Consider the following 22016-nt stretch of genomic DNA (forward strand, 5'->3'; position numbering starts at 1 on the left):
TCGGGCAGGTTTTTCAGCACGTGCACGGAGCCCTCGGGCACACGCACATTGCAGCAGGCACCCCTGCGCCGACCCGGCGCTTTCAAAAATGTGCTCCCCTGTGCGTTTTTCGTCAGCGGCTTCGAGCGTGCTGCTCGGGTTGCTGGCTGTCGGGCCGGTCCAGGCGCAATCACTCCGGGTGAACGGCAATGCGTCGTCCACGGTGCCGGCGGCCCCTGACTATGCGGCCGAGGCCAAGGGCGATCCCTGGGACTTCGACAAGAGCAGCGACTACGTCTACGCCTACTCGCTCGGCGAGGACACTCCGCAGGACAAGGCCAACGAATACACGTCGTGGGAGCCGTATCCCACCGTGCAGAACGGCATCTTCTCTGGCGTGACCCGGGAACTGACGCCGTCGGTCCAGATGCTGTTCGGTGGGGTGCCGGGGGCGATGAACGCGCGGCAGGACACCGGCCTGCAGACGCCGATCGACGCGGGCCGCTACGTGACGCTGTCGTTCCGCCTCAAGCGTTCGTGGGCCGCGGCCAATACCGAGGCGTTGAAGGTGCTGTGGGAAAAGGGGCGCCGTGATGTGTCGACGCCGGTTGGCGTGCTCCTGCTGCTCGCCAAGGGGTACGACAACGACACCGCGCGCTGGATCAACCAGAACCCGATCGGCAGCCAGGGCAATGCCAACGAATGGCAGGTCTATCGCGTCCGGCTGACCGACCCGCGCGTGCTCATCGGCAATCGCTTCGCCGGCACGCCGTGGAACGGCAACATCGCGGGCCTCAGCGTCACGCCCGGCAGCGGACCCGTCGGCAGCACGGTGCAGATCGACTGGATGCGCCTGACGGCGCCGAGCGCGGTGACGCTGTCATGGCAGTCGCTGGGTAGCAACGTGGTGATCACGGCCACCGACGGCACCCAGACCGTGCAGGTGTTCCCGGAGGACCTGACGCCGCTCGGGAACCCGCCCAATCCGCGTGCCGCCAACGGCTCGTTCCCGGACGACAGCAGCGTGAGCTGGGACTACGGCCATCTCACACCAGGCACCTGGACGATCACCGCGGCCGGGACCAGCGCGAGCCGCAGCGCCTCACTCGTGGTCGACGCCTCGCCCGCCTTCACCGTGCTGAACCCGGATTTCACCGGCGGCGAAGACATGGCGACCACGCTCATCGGCGACCGCTGGGATCTCGCCAACCGCGAGGACGTCTTCCGCTACACGTCGCCGACAAGCGCGTTGTTCGACATCAAGAACGCTGCGTTCACGGCGCAGGGCCTCACCGGGGTCGCGTGGAAGTCGGGCCAGTACGGCCTGACCCAGAGCGACTCGCAGGTGCGGTTCTTCGACGACGACCTCGGGGCGAGGTTCGCCCTGAACCCGGATCAGGCGCGCCGCTACCACCGGCTCACGTTCACGATCGACTACGACATCCCGGTGCAGCCGACGTTCGACCCGCTGGCGCCGCGGCCGTTCCTCGAGGATCGCGATGCCGTCACCGGCCGCCCCGGGGTCGGCGGGATGATGCGGGTCATCTGGCGCACGGCCGCCTACCGCGGCGGGGCATTCGCCGAATCGTGCGGATTGCCGGTCCAGGACGGCGGCCCGCGGACGTATTCGATCGACCTCAGTGCCTACGCCGCGGCCGATATCGGATGCGCCGCTGAGGGCCTGCAGTTCCTGCCGGCCGGCTCGGCCTGGGGCGCCCTCGCCTCCAACATCACCAACTTCCGGCTCGACCTCACCGAAGGCATCCTGGACACGCCGTTCACGCTTTCGAACGTGACGCTTGCCGCCGACGACGAGCCGGACGCGGCGGGGCAGTTCGTGGTGCAGTGGGCGGCGCAGGACGCGCGCTACTCGGCCGCCGCGACCAGTGCCGACGCGAGGGTGGCCATCTACATCGACACGGACACGGATCCGTCCAGCAAGCGCCTTGTCGCAAACAACCTGCCGGCGTCGGCCGGCGCCTATATCTGGGATCTCGCGGCCACGCCCGGTGGTGTCACGCCCGGCACCTACCAGGTCTACGTGGAGATGACCGACGCGGCCGGCTACAGCTTGGGCAAGTACGCCAGCGGCCCGCTGCAGGTGGCTCGCACGTACGACGCGCCGATGACGCTCGCGCAGTGGCAGGCGTTCTACGGGCAGACCAACATGGCGGCCGACCCGGACGGCGACGGGGTCACCAACCAGGGCGAGTTCGAGGCCGGCACGAGTCCGCAGATCGCCAACCGGTCGGAACTTGCCGAAGGCTCCACTGGCTTCTTCCAGGAGCGTGTCGCGATCGCCAATCCGGAGAACCGCGCCGCGATTGCCCGTGTCATTGTGCTGTTCGGGCAGCGCAACGACCTCGGCGAGGCCGCACCGCCGGCGCCGGTCGTGCAGGACATTCCCATCGCCGCCTACGGCCGGTACACCGTGAACGTCAACGCGCTGCCGAGTGCGACCTACGGCGGCCAGGGACGCGCGGCATCGGTGATCGTCGAGTCGTTGCGCGGCGGGGTCGTCGTCGAGCGGACCATGAGCTTCGGCGACAGCGCGTGGGGTGGCCACACCGGAAAGGCGCTCAATGCGCCGGCCACGCAGTGGTTCCTGGCTGAAGGCGCGGCCAACGGCTTCTTCCAGACGTTCATCCTGATGACGGCCACCGGCAACGTGGCGCCGAAGGTCACCGTCGACTTCCTCCTGGAAGATGGCCAGGTGGTGTCGATGCCCTTCGAGTTCCCCTCGACTCCCGGGCGGCTGACGGTGTGGGCCAACGAGTTGTGCGCGCCGGGCACCAGCGGCAACGGCTGCCAGCGTGTGCTGGCCGGCAAGGCGTTCTCGACCCGCATCACGGCGGACCAGCCGATCACCGTCGAACGCGCGATGTACTTCAACCGAGGCGGGCGCACCTTCGAAGGGGGCCATGCATCGGCGGCCGTGACGGCGCCGGCGACCCGGTGGTTCGTCGCTGAAGGGGCCACCGGGCCGAACTTCGACACCTACCTGCTCGTCGCCAACCCGACCTCGACCGATACCGTCGCCACGGTGCGCTATCTCACGCCCGAGGGCGCGTACACGGCGATCTACCCGGTGCGAGCCAACAGCCGGCTGACGTTATACGTCGACGACGAGTTGCGCCGCGTGTCCGGTCGCAATGCCCTGGCCACACAGATCGATGTCTCGGCCGAGGTATCGGCGCCACAGCCGATCGTCGTCGAACGCGCGATGTACTGGTTCGGGGCGTTCCAGAACTGGACCGACGCGCACAACAGCGCCGGCGTCACCACGACGGGCACCAACTGGGCGATGGCCGAGGGCCAGAGTGGCGGCGCGCTCAAGTACAAGACGTTCGTGCTGATCGCCAATCCGTCGGCGTCCGATGCGACGGTGCAGATGCGGCTGCTGCGCGAGGGAGGCCGGGCGGCGGTCACGACGGGCACGTTCACGGTACCGGCCAATTCGCGCTTCACCTGCTATGCAGGGCAGCCTGGGCCGTGCCAGGACGCCTTCGCGCAGTTGCAGGACGGCGAGATGTTCGGCGTCAGCGTAGAAAGCGTCAACGGCACGCCGATCGTGATCGAGCGCGCCCTTTACTGGGATGGCGGCGGCGAGGCCTTCGGCGCCGGCACCAACGAGACGGGCGTCAGGATTCGCTGAAACGCGCTGCCGATCGTAGGTCTCAGGTCGCAGGTCTCAGGCTTGAAGCCTTCCTGAGACTTGAGACGTGAGACCTGAGTCGTGGCGCGCAGCCCGCAGGCTGTAGGCTGTAGGCCGTTGTGCCTCTCCCCTCGGTCTTTGTCGGCATCGTCACCTGGCACCCCGATCCACTGCTGGCGCGGTGCATTGCATCGGTTCGTGCCCAGGACCATCCGTCGGTGCTCCTCCATGTCTGGGACAACGAGTCGACCGCCGGCTCACGCGCGCTCCTGGACACCCTGACGAGCCCCGGCGAGCAGACCTGCTCGGAGGCCAACGTCGGCTTCTCGGCCGGCCACAACGCCCTGATTCGTCGCGCGACCAGCCAGTACTACCTGTGCCTCAACCCGGACGCGGTGTTGTCGGAGGGGTACATCCGCACGCTCGTGGACGCGCTCGAGTCGAACCACGCGGCGGGCTCGGCGACCGGGCGTCTGCTGCGGCTGGACGATGACGCGGTCCTCGACTCGACGGGGATCGTGATGACGCCGGACCAGCGCCATCTCGACCGAGGCGCGGGCGAACTCGCCGATGGACGCTTCCTGTCCGGGCCCGAGGAGATCTTCGGGACGAGTGGTGCCGTCGCGCTGTACCGGCGCGCGATGCTCGAAGACATCGCGTTTCGCGGCGAGTACTTCGATCAGGCCTTCTTCGCCTACCGCGAGGACGCCGACCTCGCGTGGCGGGCGCAGTGGCGCGGCTGGTCCAGCCTGTACGTCCCCGCCGCCCTCGCCTGGCACCGGCGGCGCGTGACACCGGAGCGGCGGTCTGCACTCCCGGCCGACATCAACCGATACTCCGTGCGGAATCGCTTCCTGCTACGGCTGAAGAACCAGTCGATGGGCCTGGCGTGGCGTTACGCCTGGCCCGGATTCAAGCGGGACGCGCAGGTGGTCGGCTATGTGCTGCTACGGGAATGGTCGTCGATTCCCGGCCTGCTGGACGTCGGCAGGCTCCTGCCGCGGATGCTCGCGTGGCGCAAGCACGTACTTGGCACGAGGCGACGACAGTCGGCCGAACTGGCCCCGTGGTTCCGGCGGGCCGGCGGATAATACCGGGAGTTGCGGCCCCCGGACCGCTGGCGGAAAATAGGAACTCGCGTGCCCACCATCGCCCAGGACACCCCCCGCCGGAAGCAGGACGCGGCATGATCGCCGAGCGAGCTCGCCTCATCAACGCCGCCTACGTGGTCAGCGACGTGCTGGCGACGGTGTTGTCGCTGGCGCTCGCCTACACGCTCCGCGGCGTGATTCCCGGCGACAGCATCCCCTTCCTGTCGCCATTGCTGCCGCCGTTTGCGTGGTACCTCCCCGTCCTGGCGTGCATCCTGCTCGTGTGGCCGCTGGTGTTCTATGCCCTCGGCCTGTACGGGCGGCAGGGACGCACGCTGAGCAGCGAGACGTCGGTCATACTCGGCGCGGTCGCGATCGCCGGCCTCCTCCTGATCGCGTTCATCTTCACGGCGCGCCAGATCTTCATCAGTCGTCCGGTCATCGTCGTCTTCCTGCTGCTCGATTTCGTGAGCGTGGTGGGGTTGCGTCGCATGGTGCGTGGGCTGCTGATCGGAGGCGGTCAACCGCGACGCGTGCTGGTCGCCGGCGGCCGGCAAGAGGTGGCAGACGCTGCGGCGCTGGTCAACGCGCATCGCGACTGGGGCCTCGAAGTCGCGGGCCTGGTGACCGACGGACGGTGGCACGGGACGGCACAGTCGGAGTTCCGCGTCCTCGGCGCCTACCAGGACCTGCTTCGCCTGGTGCAGGAGCAGCATGCCGGGGAAGTCCTGATCGCGCCCGCAACGGGACAGCTCGGCGACCTGCACGACATTGCCGCCGTCATCGCGCAACTCGAGGAGCAGGGCACGGTGGTGCGGCTCTCGATGAACTTCCTGCCGCGATCGATCTCGCATCTGAGCTTCGATCAGCTCGGTGAGGACTTTCCGCTCCTCACCTTCTCGAACTCGCCTGGCAACGAGGTGCTGCTTGCCGTGCGCCGCGTCGCCGATGTCGTGATCGCGTTGTCGCTGCTCGCGCTGTTGAGCCCGGTGCTGCTCGCCATCGCCATCGGCGTCAAGCTCGCGTCGCCGGGGTCGGTGCTGTTCCGGCAGGTGCGCTGTGGCCTGCATGGCCGTCGCTTCACGTTCCTGAAGTTCCGCACGATGCGGACCGATGCCGAACGCCTGAAGCCGCTGCTCGAGCAGTTCAACGAGATGGACGGGCCCGCGTTCAAGATGACCAACGACCCGCGCGTCTTCCCGTTCGGTGGGTTCCTGCGCCGCACCAGCCTCGACGAACTGCCGCAACTGCTGAACATCCTGCGTGGCGACATGAGTTTCGTCGGCCCCCGTCCGTCGGTCGTCGAGGAAGTGAACCAGTACGCGCCATGGCAGCGCCGCCGGCTGAGCATGAAGCCCGGCCTCACCTGTCTCTGGCAAATCAGCGGGCGCAACGAGCTCACATTCGACGAGTGGATGCGACTCGACCTGGAGTACATCGACAACTGGTCGCTCTGGCTCGACCTCAAGATCGCGTTCAAGACCATTCCCGCCGTCCTGCTCGGCCGCGGCGCCAGGTAGTGCCCGCCGTCGATCCGCTGGCGCGGGCGCAGGCGCTCGTCACTCGCACCCTGACGGTCGAGCCCGCTCCACGAGTCATCGAGGCAGGCTGCGGCGCGCGCGCACACCTCGCCTATCCCGCTGGCGCGCGGGTGGTAGGGATCGACATCCTCCGTTCGCAGTTGTTGCGCAACGGCGAGGCATGTCGCCTGGCCCAGGGCGACGTCACCGCGCTGCCGGTCGCATCGGCGTCGGCCGATCTGGTGGTGTGCTGGGACGTGCTCGAGCACCTGCCGGCCCCGGAACGGGCGATCGCCGAAATGGCGCGCGTCCTGCGTCCTGGCGGGTTGGCGGTCGTGGCGCTGCCCAACATCCTCTCGCTCAAGGGCCTGGTCACGCGCTTCACACCGTGGTGGTTCCACGTGTGGGTCTACCGCCGCGTACTCGGCGACCGCTCGGTCGGCACCGACGGGTCGGACCAGTTCCCGACGGCGCTCCGGTGGGTGCTCCGACCGTCCGGGCTGCGCCACCTCGCAACGACGCATGGCTTGTCGGTGGAGGCCCTGCACCTCTACGAAGGGCCGGTGCCGCAGCACCTCCGTCGCCGGCACCGTGCCGCCGACGTCGCGCTCTCGATCGCCGGTGCGGTGACCCGCACTCTTTCGGCCGGCCACTACGACACCACGTTGTCGGACATGATCGTGGTGCTGTCGCGTCCGGCAGCGGGTCGCGCGTGACTCGGCAACGGCGGCTGCGGATCCTCGGCTCACGCGGCATCCCCAATCGCCACGGAGGCTTCGAGGCATGCGCGCAACATCTCGCGCCCTGGCTGGTGGAGCGCGGGTGGGACGTCACCGTCTATTGCCAGGAGCCCACCCATGCGGGCTTCCATCGTGATACGTGGCGCGGCGTGAGTCTCGAGCACGTGCCGACGCCGTATGCGGGCCCACTGGGCAGCATCTGGTTCGATGCCTGGACGGCCCGGGACGCCGCGCGGCACGATGACCTGCTCCTGACGCTCGGCTTCAACACGGCGGTGTTGTTTCCGTGGCATCGGCTGCGCGGTCGCCGCCACGTGGTCAACATGGACGGCATCGAGTGGCAGCGCGGCAAGTGGTCGCGGCCCGTCCGGGGATGGTTCTGGGGCAACAGCTGGGTGGCCGGCTATGCCGCCAACCACCTCATCGCCGACCATCCGGAGATCGCCGCGCTGCTGGCCGCGCGTGGATGGAGCCGACGGACGACGATGGTGCCCTACGGCGCCGATCGCGTGACACATGCGTCGGTGGACCCGTTGCGCGCGTGGGCGTTGGAGCCGCGCGGCTACGGGCTGGTGATCGCGCGACCGGAACCCGAGAACTCGCTGCTGGAGATCGTTCGGGCATGGTCGGCGAAGCCGCGTGCGCATCCACTCATGGTCGTCGGCGCCTACGAGCCAGGCCACACGTATCATGCGGCGGTGCGGGCGGCGGCTGGCCCGCAGGTGCTCTTTCCCGGCGCGCTGTATGACACCAACGTCGTCCAGGCGCTGCGCCACCACGCGCGCCTGTACGTGCACGGACACACCGTCGGAGGCACGAACCCGTCGCTGGTCGAGGCGCTCGGGGCGGGATCGCCGGTGCTCGCGCACGACAACGTCTTCAATCGATGGGTCGCCGGCCCGGGGGCCCGCTTCTTCGCCAGCGAGCAGGCATGTGCGACCGCGCTGGACGAGGGGCTGGACGACGAGGACGGGCTCGATGCGATGCGCCGCGCGAGCTATGCGCGACATGCCGAGGACTTCACGTGGGACAAGGTCCTCCCCGCCTACGAGCGGGTGCTCCTCGACGTGTTGAACGCGGATAAGTAGAGGTCTGCGCCGAAGCTGCGCGTCGAGCAAGCTCGACGCCTACGCGCACCTGGGGACGCCATTCGTTTTCGCGTCGACCTGAAGGTCGACGCCTACGGGCCCTTGAGAACCGTCCACGGCGTCCTGAGGTGTAGCCGCCGACCTTCAGGTCGGCGGGCATACGGACCCCGATTCACCGCCGATCGACGCGTTCCTTGACGGCAGCGCGCGTCTCGCGATCGGTCTCGCGCCGCTTGATCGTCTCGCGCTTGTCGTGGGCCTTCTTGCCGCGCGCGAGGGCCAGGTTGATCTTCACGCGCCCGTTCTTCAGGTACATGCGCGTCGGCACGAGCGTGAGGCCCTTCTCCACCGTGCGGCCAATCAACTTGCGGATCTCGGCACGATTGAGCAGCAGCTTGCGCCTGCGCAGCGCCTCGTGCTCGGCATAGCCGCGATGGCTGTACGGGCTGATGTGGATGTTGTAGACCCACACCTCGCCACGCTCCACGCGCGCATAGCTGTCGCGCAGGTTGATGCGGCCTTCCCGGATCGCCTTGACCTCGGTGCCGAGCAGGACGACGCCGGCCTCGAACTGCTCGAGATATTCGAAGTCGAAGCCGGCCTTGCGGTTGTCGGCCAGCAGGCGCGGCGTCTTCTCGGCAGGTTTGGCGGGTGCCGATTTCGGCTGTGATGTCTGGTGGGTGGCCATGATCGTGTCAGGGAGCCTACAGGCTAACGGGCTACAGCCTACAGCCTACAGCCTACAGGCTACGGGCTACGGGCTACCCGAGGCGGGGCGAGAAGAAGCGAGGCGAGCAGAAGCCAGGCGAGCCGCGAGCGTGATCGCGCTGACCATGCTCGTGGCGTCGGCCGTCCCCTGCCGCGCGATGTCGAACGCTGTCCCGTGATCGACCGAGGTGCGGATGATCGGCAGCCCCAGCGTGACGTTGACCGATTGCCCGAACGCCAGCAACTTGACGGGGATCAGGCCCTGATCATGGTAGCAGGCGACGACCACGTCGAAGGCGCCACGCGTGGCCTTGAGGAAGACCGTGTCACCGGGCAGCGGGCCCTGTACGTCGATGCCACGTGCCCTGCAGGCCTCGACCGCTGGCCGCAGGACGGCGTCGTCCTCGTCGCCCATCAGCCCGTGTTCCCCGGCGTGCGGGTTCAGGCCTGCAAGTCCGAGTCGCGGCGTGATGTACCCGAAGTCTGGAAGGCTTCGCGCCGTCAGCGTGATGATGTCCTCGACGAGGGCCTGCGTCAGCAGGCGCGACACGTCGCGAAGCGGGACGTGCACGGTCGCCAGCACCACCCGCAGCGGCTCCGAATGGAACATCATCGCCGCCCGCGGACTGCCCGTCAGGTGGCCCAGCAGATCGGTATGTCCCTTCCACGGCAGCCCGCATGCGGCAAACGCTTCCTTGTGCACGGGGCCAGTGGCGATCGCGTGTACCGCACCTGCCTGCGCATCCCGCACCGCGGCGACGATCGCGTCGTAGGACGCCTGGCCGGCCGCGGCACTCACCTGCCCCACCGGGAAGCCGGCGAGGGCTGCCGCCGAATGCGGCCCGTACAGCACCGGCTCGCAGACCGCGCGCACCTCCCGCGACGCGGCCGCGGCAATGGCAATCTCCGGCCCGATGCCGGCCGGATCACCGACGGTGATGGCGATGCGCGGACGGGCGGTCGACGAACGAGGCATGGCCCTGGTCACTTCCCGCACGAGCAGCCGGTGGTGCCACACGCGCCGTCACCGGCGCAGCCGTTGCTGCAGGACCCCTCCTGCGCGCACCCCGCGTGCCGCTCGCCGCGCGAGTTGGGCAACTCGAAACGGAGGCAGCACTTCAGGCGACCGCACACGCCGGCCAGCTTCGACGGATTGAGGCTCAGTCCCTGCTGCTTGGCCATCTTGATCGAGACCGGTTCGAACGTCGTCAGCCACGTGGTGCAGCAGAGCGGACGACCGCACGGGCCGTAGCCGCCCAGCAGTCGCGCCTCGTCACGGACGCCGATCTGCCGCATCTCGATCCGCATATGGAAGCAGGCAGCGAGGTCGCGGACGAGTTCCCTGAAATCGACCCGCTGTTCGGCGGTGTAGTAGAACAGGAGCCTGGACCCGTCGAACGCGTACTCGACGCGGGTGAGCTTCATGTCGAGCGCCCGCTCGCGAATCTTCAGCTGGCAGAACGTGAAGGCCTCCTGCTCCTTGTGCTGCTGCTGGAGGCGCTTGATCGCGTCCTCGGTCGTGGTCCGGCGGACGACGCGTGTGGAGCCGTCGGCCGGCAGTGCCCCCGCACGTCGCTCGGCGACCGCAGGCGCCTCGGCAACGACGGTCCCGATGCTCTCGTGCTCGCCCTCGCTGACGACGACCGTGTCACCTGCCGTGAGCGGGCCGTCGAGCGACAGGTCCGGGAGCAGGAATGAGCGTCGGCGTCCGGCGGGCACGAACCTGACGCTGGCGGTAGGCGGGACGACAGGCAGCGTCGTGTCGCTCATGGCTTACATCTCACAAGCCAGCCAGTCAGCGACGACCTTGGCCGACTGATTGCGATCGAGGGAGCGACGCGCCTGGTCGACGGCGGCGAACGAGTTGAGCACGCGAGCGGTGTCGAAGTGCCGCGCCATTGCGCTGAGGTCGCGCCCCAGATCCGGGTTGGCAAGCGCCGCGTCGGCGACGCTCGTGCCCACAGGCGGGGCGCCCAGGACACCGAGGTCGCGCACGAGCAACGAGAGCGCGTCGAGACGACGTGCCAGCACCTCACGATCGGTGCCTGCCCCGCGCTTGCGCGGGATTTCCACGAGCCTCTGCGCCAGCCCGAGCCTGGCCATGACGGGAGGACGGCCGGCCACGCCCTGCAACAGCGCCATGGCAGCCGCCCGCGCCTCGACGAGTTCACCCGTGTCCTGCGCCAGCGCACGCGAAACGCACCCATCGCCGATGGCCGCGAGTCCGGGCGCCTGGGCGGCCTTCACCCCGCAGTGGCGGATCAGTATCTGCGCGAGATCGGCGGGACCAAGCCGGCCGAAGCGGATGCGCGGGCACCGCGAGCGGACGGTCTCGAGCAGGGAATCGGGCCGTGCCGTGACGAGCAAGAACATGGAGGACGGGGGCGGCTCCTCGAGCGTCTTGAGCAGCGCATTCTGCGCCGACGGCTGCAGGCTGTCGGCATCGTCGATGATGACGACGCGTCGTCTGGCCTCGAAGGGACGGTAACCCGCCTGGCCGATGATGTCGCGGGCCATCTCGACGGTGATGGTGCCCTTCTCGTTGGGCACGAGCGACACGATGTCGGGATGCTGCGCCCGGGAGATCCGACGACACGACGAGCAGGTGCCGCAACCGTCGCCGTCAATCCCTGGCTGCTGGCAGTTGATGGCGGCAGCAAGCGCCAGGGCCGTGGTGCGCTTGCCGACCCCTTCCGGGCCATCGAAGAGCAGGCTCTGCGGCACGCTGCGTGCCGCAACCGCCCGTAATATCAAGGCGCGCGGCTGGGCGTGGCCGAGAACCTCCGCAAGCCTCATGAGTCGATCATACCCTCGGCCATCAGCCTTCGGCGTTCGGCCCTCGGGAAGCTCGGCGTTCCGCCTTCGCCAAGGCTACGGCAGACAGTCAGCGTTCGACGTTCGGCGTTCGTCAGGGTTTTGGCTTCTGCTTGTCCTCATCCTTGTCCCGACGTCCGAAGATGCGGCCCCAGAACCCGCGCTTCTTCTCGGGCTGGTCGGCGTCGCTGGCCGCCTTGCCATCGCGCCCTGCCTCGGTGCTGGCCGAGTCGGCTCGTGCGGCGTCGTCCTCGCGAGCGCTAGCGGGAGGCGCGGGGACATCGCGCGGAATGGTCCCGGCCGGCAGCCCTGCCTGATCGGCGCTGACCGGCTTGAGGTCCTTGTCCTTGCCGAAGAAGCCTGCCAACCGCTCGAGGAAGTTGTTGCCTGCATGCTCCTCGCAGAATTCCTGCGGCTCGGTGCCCTTGCGGAAGTACTCGGTGAAAGCCATCGACCGGATCTCGACGTTGCCGTCCTCGGCTTGCACCGGCACCTTCGTGCACCCTTCCACGGAACGCTTGCCGGTGATGCGGCAGATCTCGACACCGACGATGCCGGCCGGGCGCTTGAACGCCTCGGGCTTGTCACCGGCAGTGGCGACGGCCATCAGGTTTGACCACAGCGGTACGGCCAGTTCACCGGCGTAACCGTTGGCGATGATCTCGCGCGGCTGATCGAATCCCATCCACACACCCGTCAGCGCCGACGGCGTGTACCCGACGAACCACACGTCGTGGTAGTCGTTGGTCGTCCCGGTCTTGCCTGCGGCAGGCAGCCGGAAGCCTTCGGCACGCGCCCGCCACGCGGTGCCGGAGTTGATCACGTCGGCCAGCATGCTCGTGACCAGGAACGCCGTCTGCTCCGAGAACACGCGGTGCGCCTTCAACTCGGTCGCATGAAGTACCTCGCCGTCCTGGTCCTCGACACGGCGAATCAGGTAGGGCTCGTGCACCACGCCCCCGGCGGCAAAGGCGCTGTAGGCCGCCGTCAACGACTGCAACGTGACTTCGCCGGCTCCGAGCGCCATCGACGGCACCGCCGGCATCCGTCCGAGCGACAGCGCCTGCGCCGTCTTGACGGCCTCCGGAATGCCGACGGTCCGCAGCAGCTGCACCGCGGCGCGATTACTCGACGTACGGAGGGCCGTCCGCAGCGTCATGCTGTCGGCGGCGGAATGTTCGTCCTCGGGCACGTAATCGCCCGAGGGCGTGTTGATCGGGTCGTTGAGGTTGGCCACGATCGAGCCCGGCGACTGGCCCTGCTCGATCGCCGTGGCGTACACGATCGGCTTGAACGCCGAGCCGGACTGCCGTCGCGCCTGCACCGCGCGATTGAAGCCGGATTCGCGAAAATTGCGCCCGCCCACCTGCGCGCGGACCGCGCCGGTGCGCGGGTCCATCACCACGATGGCGGCCTGCAGGTACGGCGGCGCGACGTCCTCGGTGATGGTGATCTTCGCCCGTGGCGAGTGCGGGTACCCGCGGCGCCGCTCGATGTCCGCCAGGCGGCGCTCGAGAATGGCCTCCGCCTGCCGCTGCAGGTCGGGGTCGATCGTGGTGTAGACCTTGAGCCCGCCCTCGGAGACACGCTGCCAGCCGAAGCGATCGACCAGTTCGCGCCGGACGGCCTCCTTGAAATAGAGGCCGTAGGGCTCGTCGCGACGCAGCCCGTCCTCGATGCGCACGCGGGCCCGCTTTGCCTGCTCGTACGCGGGCCGATCGATGACGCGGTTCTCCATCATCGTGTACAGCACGATGTTGCGCCGCGTGATCGCCTTCTCCATGTTGATGGTCGGCGCGTACGCGGAGGGCGACTGGATGAGCCCGGCGATGAGGGCAGCCTCGGGGACGTCGAGTTCACTCGCGTGCTTGCCGAAGAAGCCGAGCGAGGCCGCCTCGACGCCGTGGTAGCCGTCGCCGAAGTAGGCCTTGTTGAGGTACAGGGCGAGGATCTCGTCCTTCGAGTAGGTGCGCTCGATCAGCAGCGCCGCAAACGCTTCCTTGACCTTGCGCGTATAGGTCTTCTTCCGGTTCAGGAAACTCATGCGCGCGAGCTGCTGGGTGATGGTGCTGCCACCCTGCCCGCGCGTGCCCGACTTCATGTTGGCGAGCACCGCCGCGCCGATGCGCACGACGTCGATGCCGCTGTGCTCGTAGAACCGCTGGTCCTCGACCGAGACAACGGCCTCGCGGACGTTGCGCGACATCTTCTCGAGCGGCACCTCGATGCGCTGCTCCTTGAAGATCGTGAACACCGGCTTGTCGGACTGGTCGAACAGGGTCGTCGCCTGGGCCATGTCGCCGACCGACGACAGGGCCTTGCGATCCGGAAGGGACTGGCGGACATCCCACGCAAACCAGAGGCATGCAGCAAATCCGGCCCATGCCAGCAGGGACACGACCGTCAGCCCGATGGCCAGCGTGCGCGGGCGTGACAACAGCCACCGGCCCATCGGCCCGGGCCGTTGCCCGCTGAGCCACTCGCCTCGGGGGAACCGAATCCTCATCGCACCTCCAGCGTACCCGAAGCTGCGGGCCGGGTTCGGAGAACCGCCCTACCTGAACGCTCGCACGGTAGGGCCCGCTCTCCGAGCGCGGCCCTTCCTACTCTCTGCGCTGCAGGACCAGCAGACTGCGCCCCTCGAGCTTGATCCGGCTCGTGTGGCGGAAGATTCGCTTGGCCAGGCCGACGTACGCATGTGTGGTGTCCACGGCGGTGCTCCACTGCCGCCCGAACGCCTCGTCAGGCGGCGTGAAGCGCAGCGCGTCGTAGTGCGCGTTGAACATCACCAGGAAGCTGTCGTCCACGACTCGCTCGCCGCGCGGCCCGCGGCTCGGAATCGCCTCCCCGTTCAGGAACACCGAGAACGACTTGTTGTGGCCGGCGCCCCAGTCCCTCGAGTTCATCGCCCGGCCGTTGGGTGCGAACCACTCGATGTCGGCCAGGCCATGCAGTTCCAGGCCCTGGAACCACTTGCGGCGGCGGAACACCGGGTGCGCGCTGCGGAACGTGATCAGCTTGCGGGTGAAAGCGAGCATCGCCTCGTCCATGGCGTCCCAGTCCAGCCAGCTGGTCTCGTTGTCCTGGCAGTAGACGTTGTTGTTGCCGCCCTGCGATCGCCCGCACTCGTCGCCGGAGAGCAGCATCGGGATGCCCTGCGAGAGGAAGAGCGTTGCCAGGAAGTTCCGCCGCTGCCGCGCCCGCAACGCCGTGACCTGCGGATCGTCGCTCGGCCCTTCGACGCCGCAGTTCCACGAGCGGTTGTGGCTCTCGCCGTCGCGGTTGTCCTCGCCGTTGGCCTCGTTGTGCTTGTCGTTGAACGAGACCAGGTCCGCCAGGGTGAAGCCGTCGTGGGCGGTGACGAAGTTGATGCTCGCGTACGGACGCCGTCCCGTGCCCTCGTACAGGTCGCTGCTGCCGGTGAAGCGATAGGCGAACTCACCGAGCGTCTGGTCCTGGCTGCGCCAGTAGTCGCGCACGCAATCGCGGTATTTGCCGTTCCACTCGCACCACAACGGCGGGAAGTTGCCGACCTGGTAGCCGCCCTGCCCGACGTCCCACGGCTCGGCGATGAGCTTGGCCTGGCACACCACCGGGTCCTGCTGGATCAGGTCGAAAAATGCCGACAGCCGATCGACGTCGTGCAGTCCGCGCGCCAGGGTGGCCGCCAGGTCGAAGCGGAAGCCATCCACGTGCATGTCGGTCACCCAGTAGCGCAGCGAGTCCATCAGCAACTGCAGGACGTGCGGGTGACGCATGTTCAGGCTGTTGCCGGTGCCCGTGTAGTCCATGTAGTACAGGGGCTGGTCGGCGACCAGGCGGTAGTACGCGGCATTGTCGATACCCTTGAACGACAGCGACGGACCGAGATGGTTCCCTTCCGCTGTGTGGTTGTAGACGACGTCGAGAATCACCTCGATGCCGGCCGCGTGCAGCGTCCTGACCATCTGCTTGAACTCGATCACCTGCGCGCCACGCTCGCTGGTGCCGTACTCGTTGTGGGGCGCCAGGAACCCGATCGAGTTGTAGCCCCAGTAGTTCCGCAGGCCCTTCTCGATGAGCAGCGAGTCGTGCACGAACTGATGGACCGGCTGCAACTCGATGGCGGTCACGCCGAGGGCCAGCAGGTACTCGATGATGGCCGGGTGCGCGATGCCCAGGTACTTGCCGCGCAGCTCTGACGGCACGGCCGGATGTCGCATCGTGAGGCCCCTGACGTGGGCCTCGTAGATCATGGTCTTGTGCAGGGGCGTGCGCGGCAGCCGGTCGTTGCCCCAGTCGAACTCGGGATCGACGACGATCGAGCGCGGCATGTAGGGCGCCGAATCATCGTCGTTGACGGGGCCCTGCCTGTTGCCGAAGCGATACGGGAAGACAGCCTCGTTCCAACGCACCTGCCCCTCGATGGCGCGCGCGTAGGGATCCAGCAGCAGCTTGCTCGGATGGCACCAGTGGCCACGGCCCGGATCGTACGGGCCATGGACGCGAAAGCCGTACGGCGTACCCGGCCCGACGCCAGGCACGTAGCCGTGCCAGCAATAGGCGGTGACCTCGGGCAGGGGCAGGCACGTCTCGACGCCCGACTCGTCGAACAGGCAGAGGTCGACGCGATGTGCCGCTTCCGAGAACAACGAGAAATTGGTGCCGGCTCCGTCGTACACCGCCCCGAATGGATACGCACGCCCCGGCCAGATCTCCATGCCGTCCCAGCGTAGCAGCCAGCGCTCCGGATCGGCGAGCGTCTGCTTACAGAAATGACACGGTCGAGGTGGCGTTCACGGCGCCTTGAGGTAGGCAATCAGATCGGCAAGGTCCTGCGAGGACAGCACCTCGTGGAACGTCGCAGGCATCAGCGACCCCTGCGCGGCGGCCAGCGACGCGACGTCGGTCCGGAGCACGGTGTGTGCCTCTCCGGCTGCGTCCCTGATCGTCAGGCTTCCCGCCGTCTCCGATTCCAGCCGTCCGGTGAGCGTCCGGCCGTCACGCGTCTGCACGGCATAGGACTCGTAACCAGGCGTGATCTCGTAGTCGGGCACAAGGATGTGCAGCAGGATCGTGTCGGCAGGCTGGTTGCGGATGCCACTCAGGTCCGGACCGACGCGACCGCCGCCGCTGCCGAACGTGTGACACGCGACGCACTGTGCCGCGAACTGCTGCCGGCCGCGCGACGGCACCCCCGAACGGTTCAGGACCTCGGTCCTGGCCCGCTGGAACACCGGCAGGCCGCCCGCCGCGTCGAGCCCGGCCAGCAAGGTCCGCGCGCGCACACTGATTCGCGGGTCACGATGAGTGACGAGGCGTCGTGCACGCGCCGCGCCGATCGCTGCAGGACTGACGTCGTTGCGTGCCACCGCGTCGAGCAGGACGTTCACGAGGCGATCCTCGGCGATCATCGCCGTGAGCACTGCGTCGCGCACCCGCGGGGTATACGCCTGCCAGCGCGCCGGTTCCAGCAGGTTCGCTGCCGCGGTGATGCCGTGCATCCGCGTCAGCGCGCGCACCGCTGCGACCTGCACGACTGCCGGGCGCGCCGGCGCCAGCAACTGCAGCAGCGGTGCACTGGCCGAGGCTGCGTCGCCATGCGCCAGCAACTCGATTGCCGGCAGACGCTGCTCCATCGGCGCCTCCTCGATCACCGCGAGCGCGGCCGCGCGTGCCATCTGGATGTCGAGACGTGCCCGCGCCGCGCGCGCGTCGGGCTGGTCTGCCGACACGAGCGCCATCAGGGCCGACTCGTCGCGGACGCCGGTCGCTCCTGACGCGGCTGACGCGACGGCGGCACGCGCGCGCAGGCCCTCGGCCAGGCCGGCCAGCGCCGCGGGCTGCCACGACAACTCGGCGCTCGGATCGGCGATGGCGGCGATCAGCGCGACGCAGCGTTCGGGTGACTCGGTGGCGCCGTAGAGACGCCCGAGATCCTGCATTACGCCCGCCCTCGCCGCGATGCCGGCTGGCGCCGTCGTCGACGACTGGAATGCCTCGAGCAACGCCGCCGCCCGCCCCCGCAGTCCACTGAATACGGCTGCGCGCACCCAGCGATCGGCACCGTCCCGTCGGGCGATCGATGCCAGCGCGACGACGGTGCGAGCGTCATCGGATCCTCCGAGCGCGAGTGCGACGTGCAGGCGCACCCGCGCGTCGCCGTCGTCGACCAGGGCGAGCAGTGGATCAATCAGCTCCGGCCAGGTACGGAGATGGCGTTCCGTCAACCGCACCGCGTTCTCACGGACGCCAGGCGACGCGTCGCCCAAGGCCGTCCGGACATCCGCCGGACGCAAGAGATCAAGGGCGTCGAGTGTCCACAGCGCGTGCAGGCGGGCCAACGCGGTGTCACCGGCGGCCCCGGCGCGCAAGCCCGTCTCGGCGCCCACCGCGTGCCGCTCGACGAGCAACCGCTGCGCCGTCTCCCGCCGCCACGCATTGCGGTGGCCGAGCGTCGCCACGAGTCGGGCGGTCGACGCTGTCGCGAGCAAGGACGTGTCCCCGCCGGGCGCGCGGTCGCGCGCCGCGACGCGATAGATGCGCCCCATGCCGCGACCCGCCGTGAAGTCGAAGAGACGACGACTCTCCTCGGGCACGTAGGCCGGATGGTCGATGTCCTTGCGGTACATGTCGACCACGTAGAGCGCGCCGTCTGGGCCGTCGGCGAGTTGCACGGGCCTGAACCAGCTGTCTTGCGAGGCGAGGAACTCGACGCCGGTGCGCGCCGGCGTCGAGCGGAACGTGACGCCGGCCGATTCCCGCACCTGCCGCTGCACCAGGTTCTGTGCGGACTCGGCGATGAACACGCTGCCCGCGTGCCCCTCCGGCAGTGCGTCGCCGCGGTGGATGTGCACGCCACTCGCCGACGTGAACGTGCCCGCATGGGGCGTGTTGATCAGGGTCGGATGGAAGGACGCGGTGGTGAGATCGCGCGTGAGTGGCCACACGACGGCCTCGGCACCGACCTTCGAGACTTCCTGCACGGTGTCCGAGAAGGCGAGGTCCGGGTTGCGCTGCAACTGTGCGGGCTCGAGCACGACATGCCACACCGGGTGGCGATTCGCGCAGATGAAACGCCTTCCCTCGTCGTCGAAGGTCAACCCGTACTGCCCCTGCCCGCCGACGAGTTCGAACGCGCCCGTCCGCGGGTGATAGCGCGAGTCGCTCGACGAGAACACGACCGGTGGCCGCTCCGGGTGGTCCGGCGAGGTGACCGTGCCGCCGTTGAGGCCACTCGTGAAGTAGATCCAGCCATCGGGGCCGAGCGTGGGATGACTGAAGCGAATCTGCGCGGTGCGGGTGGCGCTGAACCCCGTCAGCACGACCCGCCGCTCGTCGGCGACTCCGTCCCCGTTGGTGTCTTTCAGGTACAGCAGGTCGGGCGCCATCGTCACGAAGACGCCCTCGTCCCACACCATCAGGCCATTGGGATACGTCAGGCCCGTGGCAAAGTCCGAACGGGCGTCGTAGCGACCATCCTGATCGGTGTCGGTCAGCAGCGCGATGACACCGCGGGCCGGTTCCGGGGGCTGCCCCTCGAGGGGATCGGGGTAGCCGCGGTTCTCCGCGACGAAGAGCCGGCCGTGCTCGTCGAACGCAATCGCGACGGGATCCTGCACGAGCGGCTCGGCCGCGACGAGATCGATGCGATAGCCTGGCTCGAGCACGAAGCTGCGCAGTGCATCGGCCGGAGAGAGTGCGCGTCGATCGTCGCCGCGACGCCGAGTCGGCTCCTGTTGATGGCCGGCCTGCATCCTGATCGACGTCGTGAGCGACACGCCTGCCAGCACGAGCAGTGCCGTCGCAAACGATCGCATTCGCATTGCACGATTCACCGTACAGCAGCCCGTGCTGGCTGCGAGGCCGAGAGACCCGCCAGCATCTCGAGCAAGGCGTCGGTCATGATGCGTGCCGCATCGAGTTCGACGCGGTTGGTGCCCAGCCACGCCTCGTAGCCACCGAACGCATGCTGGCGTTTGGTCGGCAGGTACCCTTCCGAGCCGTTGGCAAGGGACGTGGTGAACGTCTGCGGGAACGGGCTCCTCTTCTTGATCTCGAGCCCGATCTCGGCAAACACCTCGAATGGAAACGTGGTGATGGCGAGATCGCCGATGCGGAATGCCTGCAGCAACACCTCGAGATTCGGTGGCGCGCCGGCGCTGCCCAGGATGCGTTCGGCGTAGATGCGCTCGCGCGGGTGCCGTGGCGCATCGACCGGACGCGCCAGCGCCTCGCGGGCCCACGCCTGCATCTCCGGGGTGACGGACCGGCGCTGCAGCGTCACGGCGCGTTGCGTGGCTGCCAGGGTCACGTGATCGCGCCAGGCGAGTGGCTGCAGTCCCTGGTACACGACCGCCGCGACCCGTGCGGCGACGCGCTCCATCCGCTCGTAGGGCGGCAGCCGCTCCTGACCTCCGCGCACGTCGATGTTGTTGATGTCGCCGCTCGTCCCGTTCGAGAGCATCGCCACGAGACCCGGGTCGGCACGATCGGCGCCCACCAGTCGCGACAGCGTCCGTGCGAAGGCGCCGTAGTAGTCCGCCGACACGTGCCCCTGCGGCACGCCGCCGACGTAGTGCAGCGAGTAGTTGGCCAGCACGGCCAGGGGCGCTGTGGCACCGGCACGACGGACGGCGACGAACGCGATCTCCGGATCGGTCGGGCCAGCGGGCTCCACGAGATCGGGGCTCCCCACCGCGGGGTTCATCTGCACCCGATCGGTGCCGCCGAAGGGGTTGGCGAGGTGTGGACCCGGCTTCATGAACCAGCGCCGGTTGAAGACCTCGTCGGGGAGCGCGCCGCGTCCCCACGCGATCTGAGCCGGCTGCAGGTTGGCCGCCGCGCCGCGAATCACGTCGGCGATGCGTGTGGCCAGGAAGGACTGGTACGCGTCGAGCGTCGGCGCAAGGTCGTAGTCGGCTGGCGACCAGCGTTCCCCCAGGGCGGAAGAGGCCGAATGGGTGTGGGTGGCACTGACCAGGATGCGATCGACGGCGATACCCGTGTGCTCGGCGGCGACGCGCTTGGCGTGGTCGAGGACGTACCGCGGCACTCCGAGGCTGTCCACGACAACGATGGCCACCCTCGACGTGCCGTCGTCGAGCACCAGGGCGCGCGCGTGCAACTCGTCGTGAATGTACGTGGCAGGAAACGGCGCCCAGCCGCCGACGATCGGGGCGCCGAGCGGCGGCGTGATGTTGGCAGTCGCGGCTCCGGCCTGCAGCCGCGCCGCGGCGGCCTGCGCCATCGCGCCGGTCGGCAGGCACGTGACCATCAGCGCAGCGACGATGCCGAGTCGCACGTGTCGGAACGTCATCGCGCGGAGTCTACTGCAGCAGCGGCCGATGGCGACCCCTACGGCTCCGCCGGAGTCGGTAGCCGTCGACGTTCCACCTTCGCCAAGGCTACGGTGGACAAGTCAGGTCGACGCCTACAACGCGCGGACCCAGATCTGGTCGGTCTGCTCCTCGGTGCCGAACATGAACACGTGCGCGCCGATGGGCACGAAACCGTGCTTGCGATAGAACGCCTGCGCGCGCGGGTTGCGCTCCCACACACCGAGCCACAGCACGCCCGCTCGCTCGCGAGCGGCGTGTTCGCACACCGTCTGCATCAGGTCCGCTGCGACGCCGCGACCATGCCACTCGTGGTCGACGTACAAGCGCCAGAGCTCGAGTGGCGAAGGACCGGTGACGCTGGCCGGCGCCGGCCCCAGACGCACCTGCGCGAAGCCGAGCAATCGGTCGTCGGCATCGCAGGCCAGCCACGTCGCGATCGCCGCATCGGCGAGCTCTGCGGCCTGTACCGCCGGCGTGTATGCAGCGTCGACGTAGCGGGCCAGTTGTGCGGGGTCGTTGTCGGCCGCGAAGGTGGCGGCGAACACGCGATGGCCGAACGCCGCGAGGCGCTCGGCATCGGCGATCGCTCCGGGCCGGACGACGCAGGTCACCAGGCGCGCAGCAGGGGGCGAGCGATCTGGCCGAGGAACGGCCATGGAATCGCCACGAGAATCACGACTAATGAGAGGCCCGCGAACGTGAGCGTCGTACGCGCCGCGCCGGCCGCGTCCCTGGCCTTGCGTGCCCGGACCGCGCCCATCTGGGCCACGACGATCGCCACCACCATCATCGTCGTGTGCTCGATCGCGAAGAAGCGCATCGGCCGCACTTTCATCGCCGCTCCGAGGTCGGCCCAGGCCGCCAGGGCGAGCGGACTGACCAGGAGCAGGATCACACCGAGCAGGAACTGCAGGTGCAGGCCACCCATGTACACGCGCCAGGGAACGCGTACGGGCGAGGTTTCGACTGAACTCGTCCTTCCGAGCGACGACAGCGCCGCGACGATCAACCAGATTGCGCCGAGGACGACGACCCAGCGGGTGAGGCTGTGCAGGAACAGGACGATCGGGTAGAGGGCGGCCATGCTCCGGGCATGGTACG

General features: G+C 68.6%; 15 protein-coding genes. 5 read left to right on the forward strand and 10 right to left on the reverse strand.

Going from position 1 to position 22016, the window contains the following annotated elements; genetic code table 11:
* The first annotated feature begins 100 nt into the window (after nt 1-100).
* The 5 genes from LuPra_RS25000 to LuPra_RS25020 all read left to right on the forward strand — a co-directional run bounded on the left by LuPra_RS25000 (nt 101) and on the right by LuPra_RS25020 (nt 8073).
* The gene (locus tag LuPra_RS25000) at nt 101-3634 is read left to right on the forward strand and encodes a hypothetical protein (protein ID WP_157899636.1); all 3534 of its coding nucleotides are present in this window, start codon (nt 101-103) and stop codon (nt 3632-3634) included.
* Nucleotides 3635-3753: 119 nt separating this feature from the next.
* Entirely contained in the window at nt 3754-4725 is a 972-nt protein-coding gene (locus LuPra_RS25005; protein WP_110173284.1) for a glycosyltransferase family 2 protein, read from the forward strand.
* 95 nt (nt 4726-4820) lie between these two features.
* Nucleotides 4821-6245 (forward strand): sugar transferase, encoded by a 1425-nt coding sequence (locus LuPra_RS25010; protein ID WP_157899637.1) that lies wholly within the window; start codon nt 4821-4823, stop codon nt 6243-6245.
* The gene (locus LuPra_RS25015) at nt 6245-6961 is read left to right on the forward strand and encodes a class I SAM-dependent methyltransferase (protein WP_157899638.1); all 717 of its coding nucleotides are present in this window, start codon (nt 6245-6247) and stop codon (nt 6959-6961) included. The genes LuPra_RS25010 and LuPra_RS25015 overlap by 1 nt, the downstream gene beginning before the upstream one ends.
* Nucleotides 6958-8073, forward strand: coding sequence for a DUF1972 domain-containing protein (locus LuPra_RS25020; protein WP_110173287.1), 1116 nt, complete (start codon nt 6958-6960; stop codon nt 8071-8073). Before LuPra_RS25015 ends, LuPra_RS25020 begins: the two co-directional genes overlap by 4 nt.
* Nucleotides 8074-8245: 172 nt before the next feature.
* On the opposite strand, the gene smpB is transcribed toward LuPra_RS25020, so the two are convergent.
* From smpB to LuPra_RS25070, 10 genes are all read right to left on the reverse strand, one after another.
* Nucleotides 8246-8761 (reverse strand): SsrA-binding protein SmpB, encoded by a 516-nt coding sequence (gene smpB, locus LuPra_RS25025; protein ID WP_110173288.1) that lies wholly within the window; start codon nt 8759-8761, stop codon nt 8246-8248.
* Between the two features lie 66 nt (nt 8762-8827).
* Nucleotides 8828-9757 (reverse strand): 4-hydroxythreonine-4-phosphate dehydrogenase PdxA, encoded by a 930-nt coding sequence (gene pdxA / locus LuPra_RS25030; RefSeq protein ID WP_110174862.1) that lies wholly within the window; start codon nt 9755-9757, stop codon nt 8828-8830.
* A gap of 8 nt (nt 9758-9765) precedes the next feature.
* Nucleotides 9766-10551, reverse strand: a complete 786-nt coding sequence (locus LuPra_RS34000) for a PSP1 domain-containing protein (protein WP_110173289.1) — start codon at nt 10549-10551, stop codon at nt 9766-9768.
* Between the two features lie 3 nt (nt 10552-10554).
* On the reverse strand, nt 10555-11577 hold the full coding sequence (gene holB, locus LuPra_RS25040) for a DNA polymerase III subunit delta' (RefSeq protein ID WP_110173290.1): 1023 nt from the start codon (nt 11575-11577) through the stop codon (nt 10555-10557).
* A 112-nt stretch (nt 11578-11689) separates the two neighbouring features.
* Nucleotides 11690-14101, reverse strand: coding sequence for a transglycosylase domain-containing protein (locus LuPra_RS25045; protein WP_110173291.1), 2412 nt, complete (start codon nt 14099-14101; stop codon nt 11690-11692).
* Nucleotides 14102-14198: 97 nt separating this feature from the next.
* Complete coding sequence (gene glgX / locus LuPra_RS25050; RefSeq protein ID WP_110173292.1) at nt 14199-16295, reverse strand: glycogen debranching protein GlgX; 2097 nt, start codon at nt 16293-16295, stop codon at nt 14199-14201.
* Nucleotides 16296-16370: 75 nt separating this feature from the next.
* Nucleotides 16371-19400: a PVC-type heme-binding CxxCH protein gene (locus tag LuPra_RS25055; RefSeq protein WP_110173293.1), complete on the reverse strand. Its 3030-nt coding sequence runs from the start codon at nt 19398-19400 to the stop codon at nt 16371-16373.
* An 8-nt stretch (nt 19401-19408) separates the two neighbouring features.
* The gene (locus tag LuPra_RS25060; protein ID WP_110173294.1) at nt 19409-20893 is read right to left on the reverse strand and encodes a neutral/alkaline non-lysosomal ceramidase N-terminal domain-containing protein; all 1485 of its coding nucleotides are present in this window, start codon (nt 20891-20893) and stop codon (nt 19409-19411) included.
* Nucleotides 20894-21007: 114 nt separating this feature from the next.
* Nucleotides 21008-21526 carry a GNAT family N-acetyltransferase gene (locus LuPra_RS25065; RefSeq protein WP_157899639.1) on the reverse strand — a complete coding sequence of 173 codons (519 nt, stop codon included), beginning with the start codon at nt 21524-21526 and terminating at the stop codon, nt 21008-21010.
* Complete coding sequence (locus LuPra_RS25070) at nt 21523-21999, reverse strand: hypothetical protein (protein WP_110173296.1); 477 nt, start codon at nt 21997-21999, stop codon at nt 21523-21525. Before LuPra_RS25070 ends, LuPra_RS25065 begins: the two co-directional genes overlap by 4 nt.
* Between the last annotated feature and the right edge of the window lie 17 nt (nt 22000-22016).

The organism is Luteitalea pratensis, from assembly GCF_001618865.1.
GTDB classification, from domain to species: domain Bacteria; phylum Acidobacteriota; class Vicinamibacteria; order Vicinamibacterales; family Vicinamibacteraceae; genus Luteitalea; species Luteitalea pratensis.

Bases quoted from the DNA above. Each gene is read 5' to 3' on its own strand.
- LuPra_RS25060 (WP_110173294.1), bottom strand. From the start codon at position 20,893: ATGACGTTCCGACACGTGCGACTCGGCATCGTCGCTGCGCTGATGGTC.
- LuPra_RS25010 (WP_157899637.1), top strand. From the start codon at position 4,821: ATGATCGCCGAGCGAGCTCGCCTCATCAACGCCGCCTACGTGGTCAGC.
- glgX (WP_110173292.1), bottom strand. From the start codon at position 16,295: ATGGAGATCTGGCCGGGGCGTGCGTATCCATTCGGGGCGGTGTACGAC.
- smpB (WP_110173288.1), bottom strand. From the start codon at position 8,761: ATGGCCACCCACCAGACATCACAGCCGAAATCGGCACCCGCCAAACCT.
- LuPra_RS25070 (WP_110173296.1), bottom strand. From the start codon at position 21,999: ATGGCCGCCCTCTACCCGATCGTCCTGTTCCTGCACAGCCTCACCCGC.
- LuPra_RS25055 (WP_110173293.1), bottom strand. From the start codon at position 19,400: ATGCGAATGCGATCGTTTGCGACGGCACTGCTCGTGCTGGCAGGCGTG.
- pdxA (WP_110174862.1), bottom strand. From the start codon at position 9,757: ATGCCTCGTTCGTCGACCGCCCGTCCGCGCATCGCCATCACCGTCGGT.
- LuPra_RS25045 (WP_110173291.1), bottom strand. From the start codon at position 14,101: ATGAGGATTCGGTTCCCCCGAGGCGAGTGGCTCAGCGGGCAACGGCCC.
- holB (WP_110173290.1), bottom strand. From the start codon at position 11,577: ATGAGGCTTGCGGAGGTTCTCGGCCACGCCCAGCCGCGCGCCTTGATA.
- LuPra_RS34000 (WP_110173289.1), bottom strand. From the start codon at position 10,551: ATGAGCGACACGACGCTGCCTGTCGTCCCGCCTACCGCCAGCGTCAGG.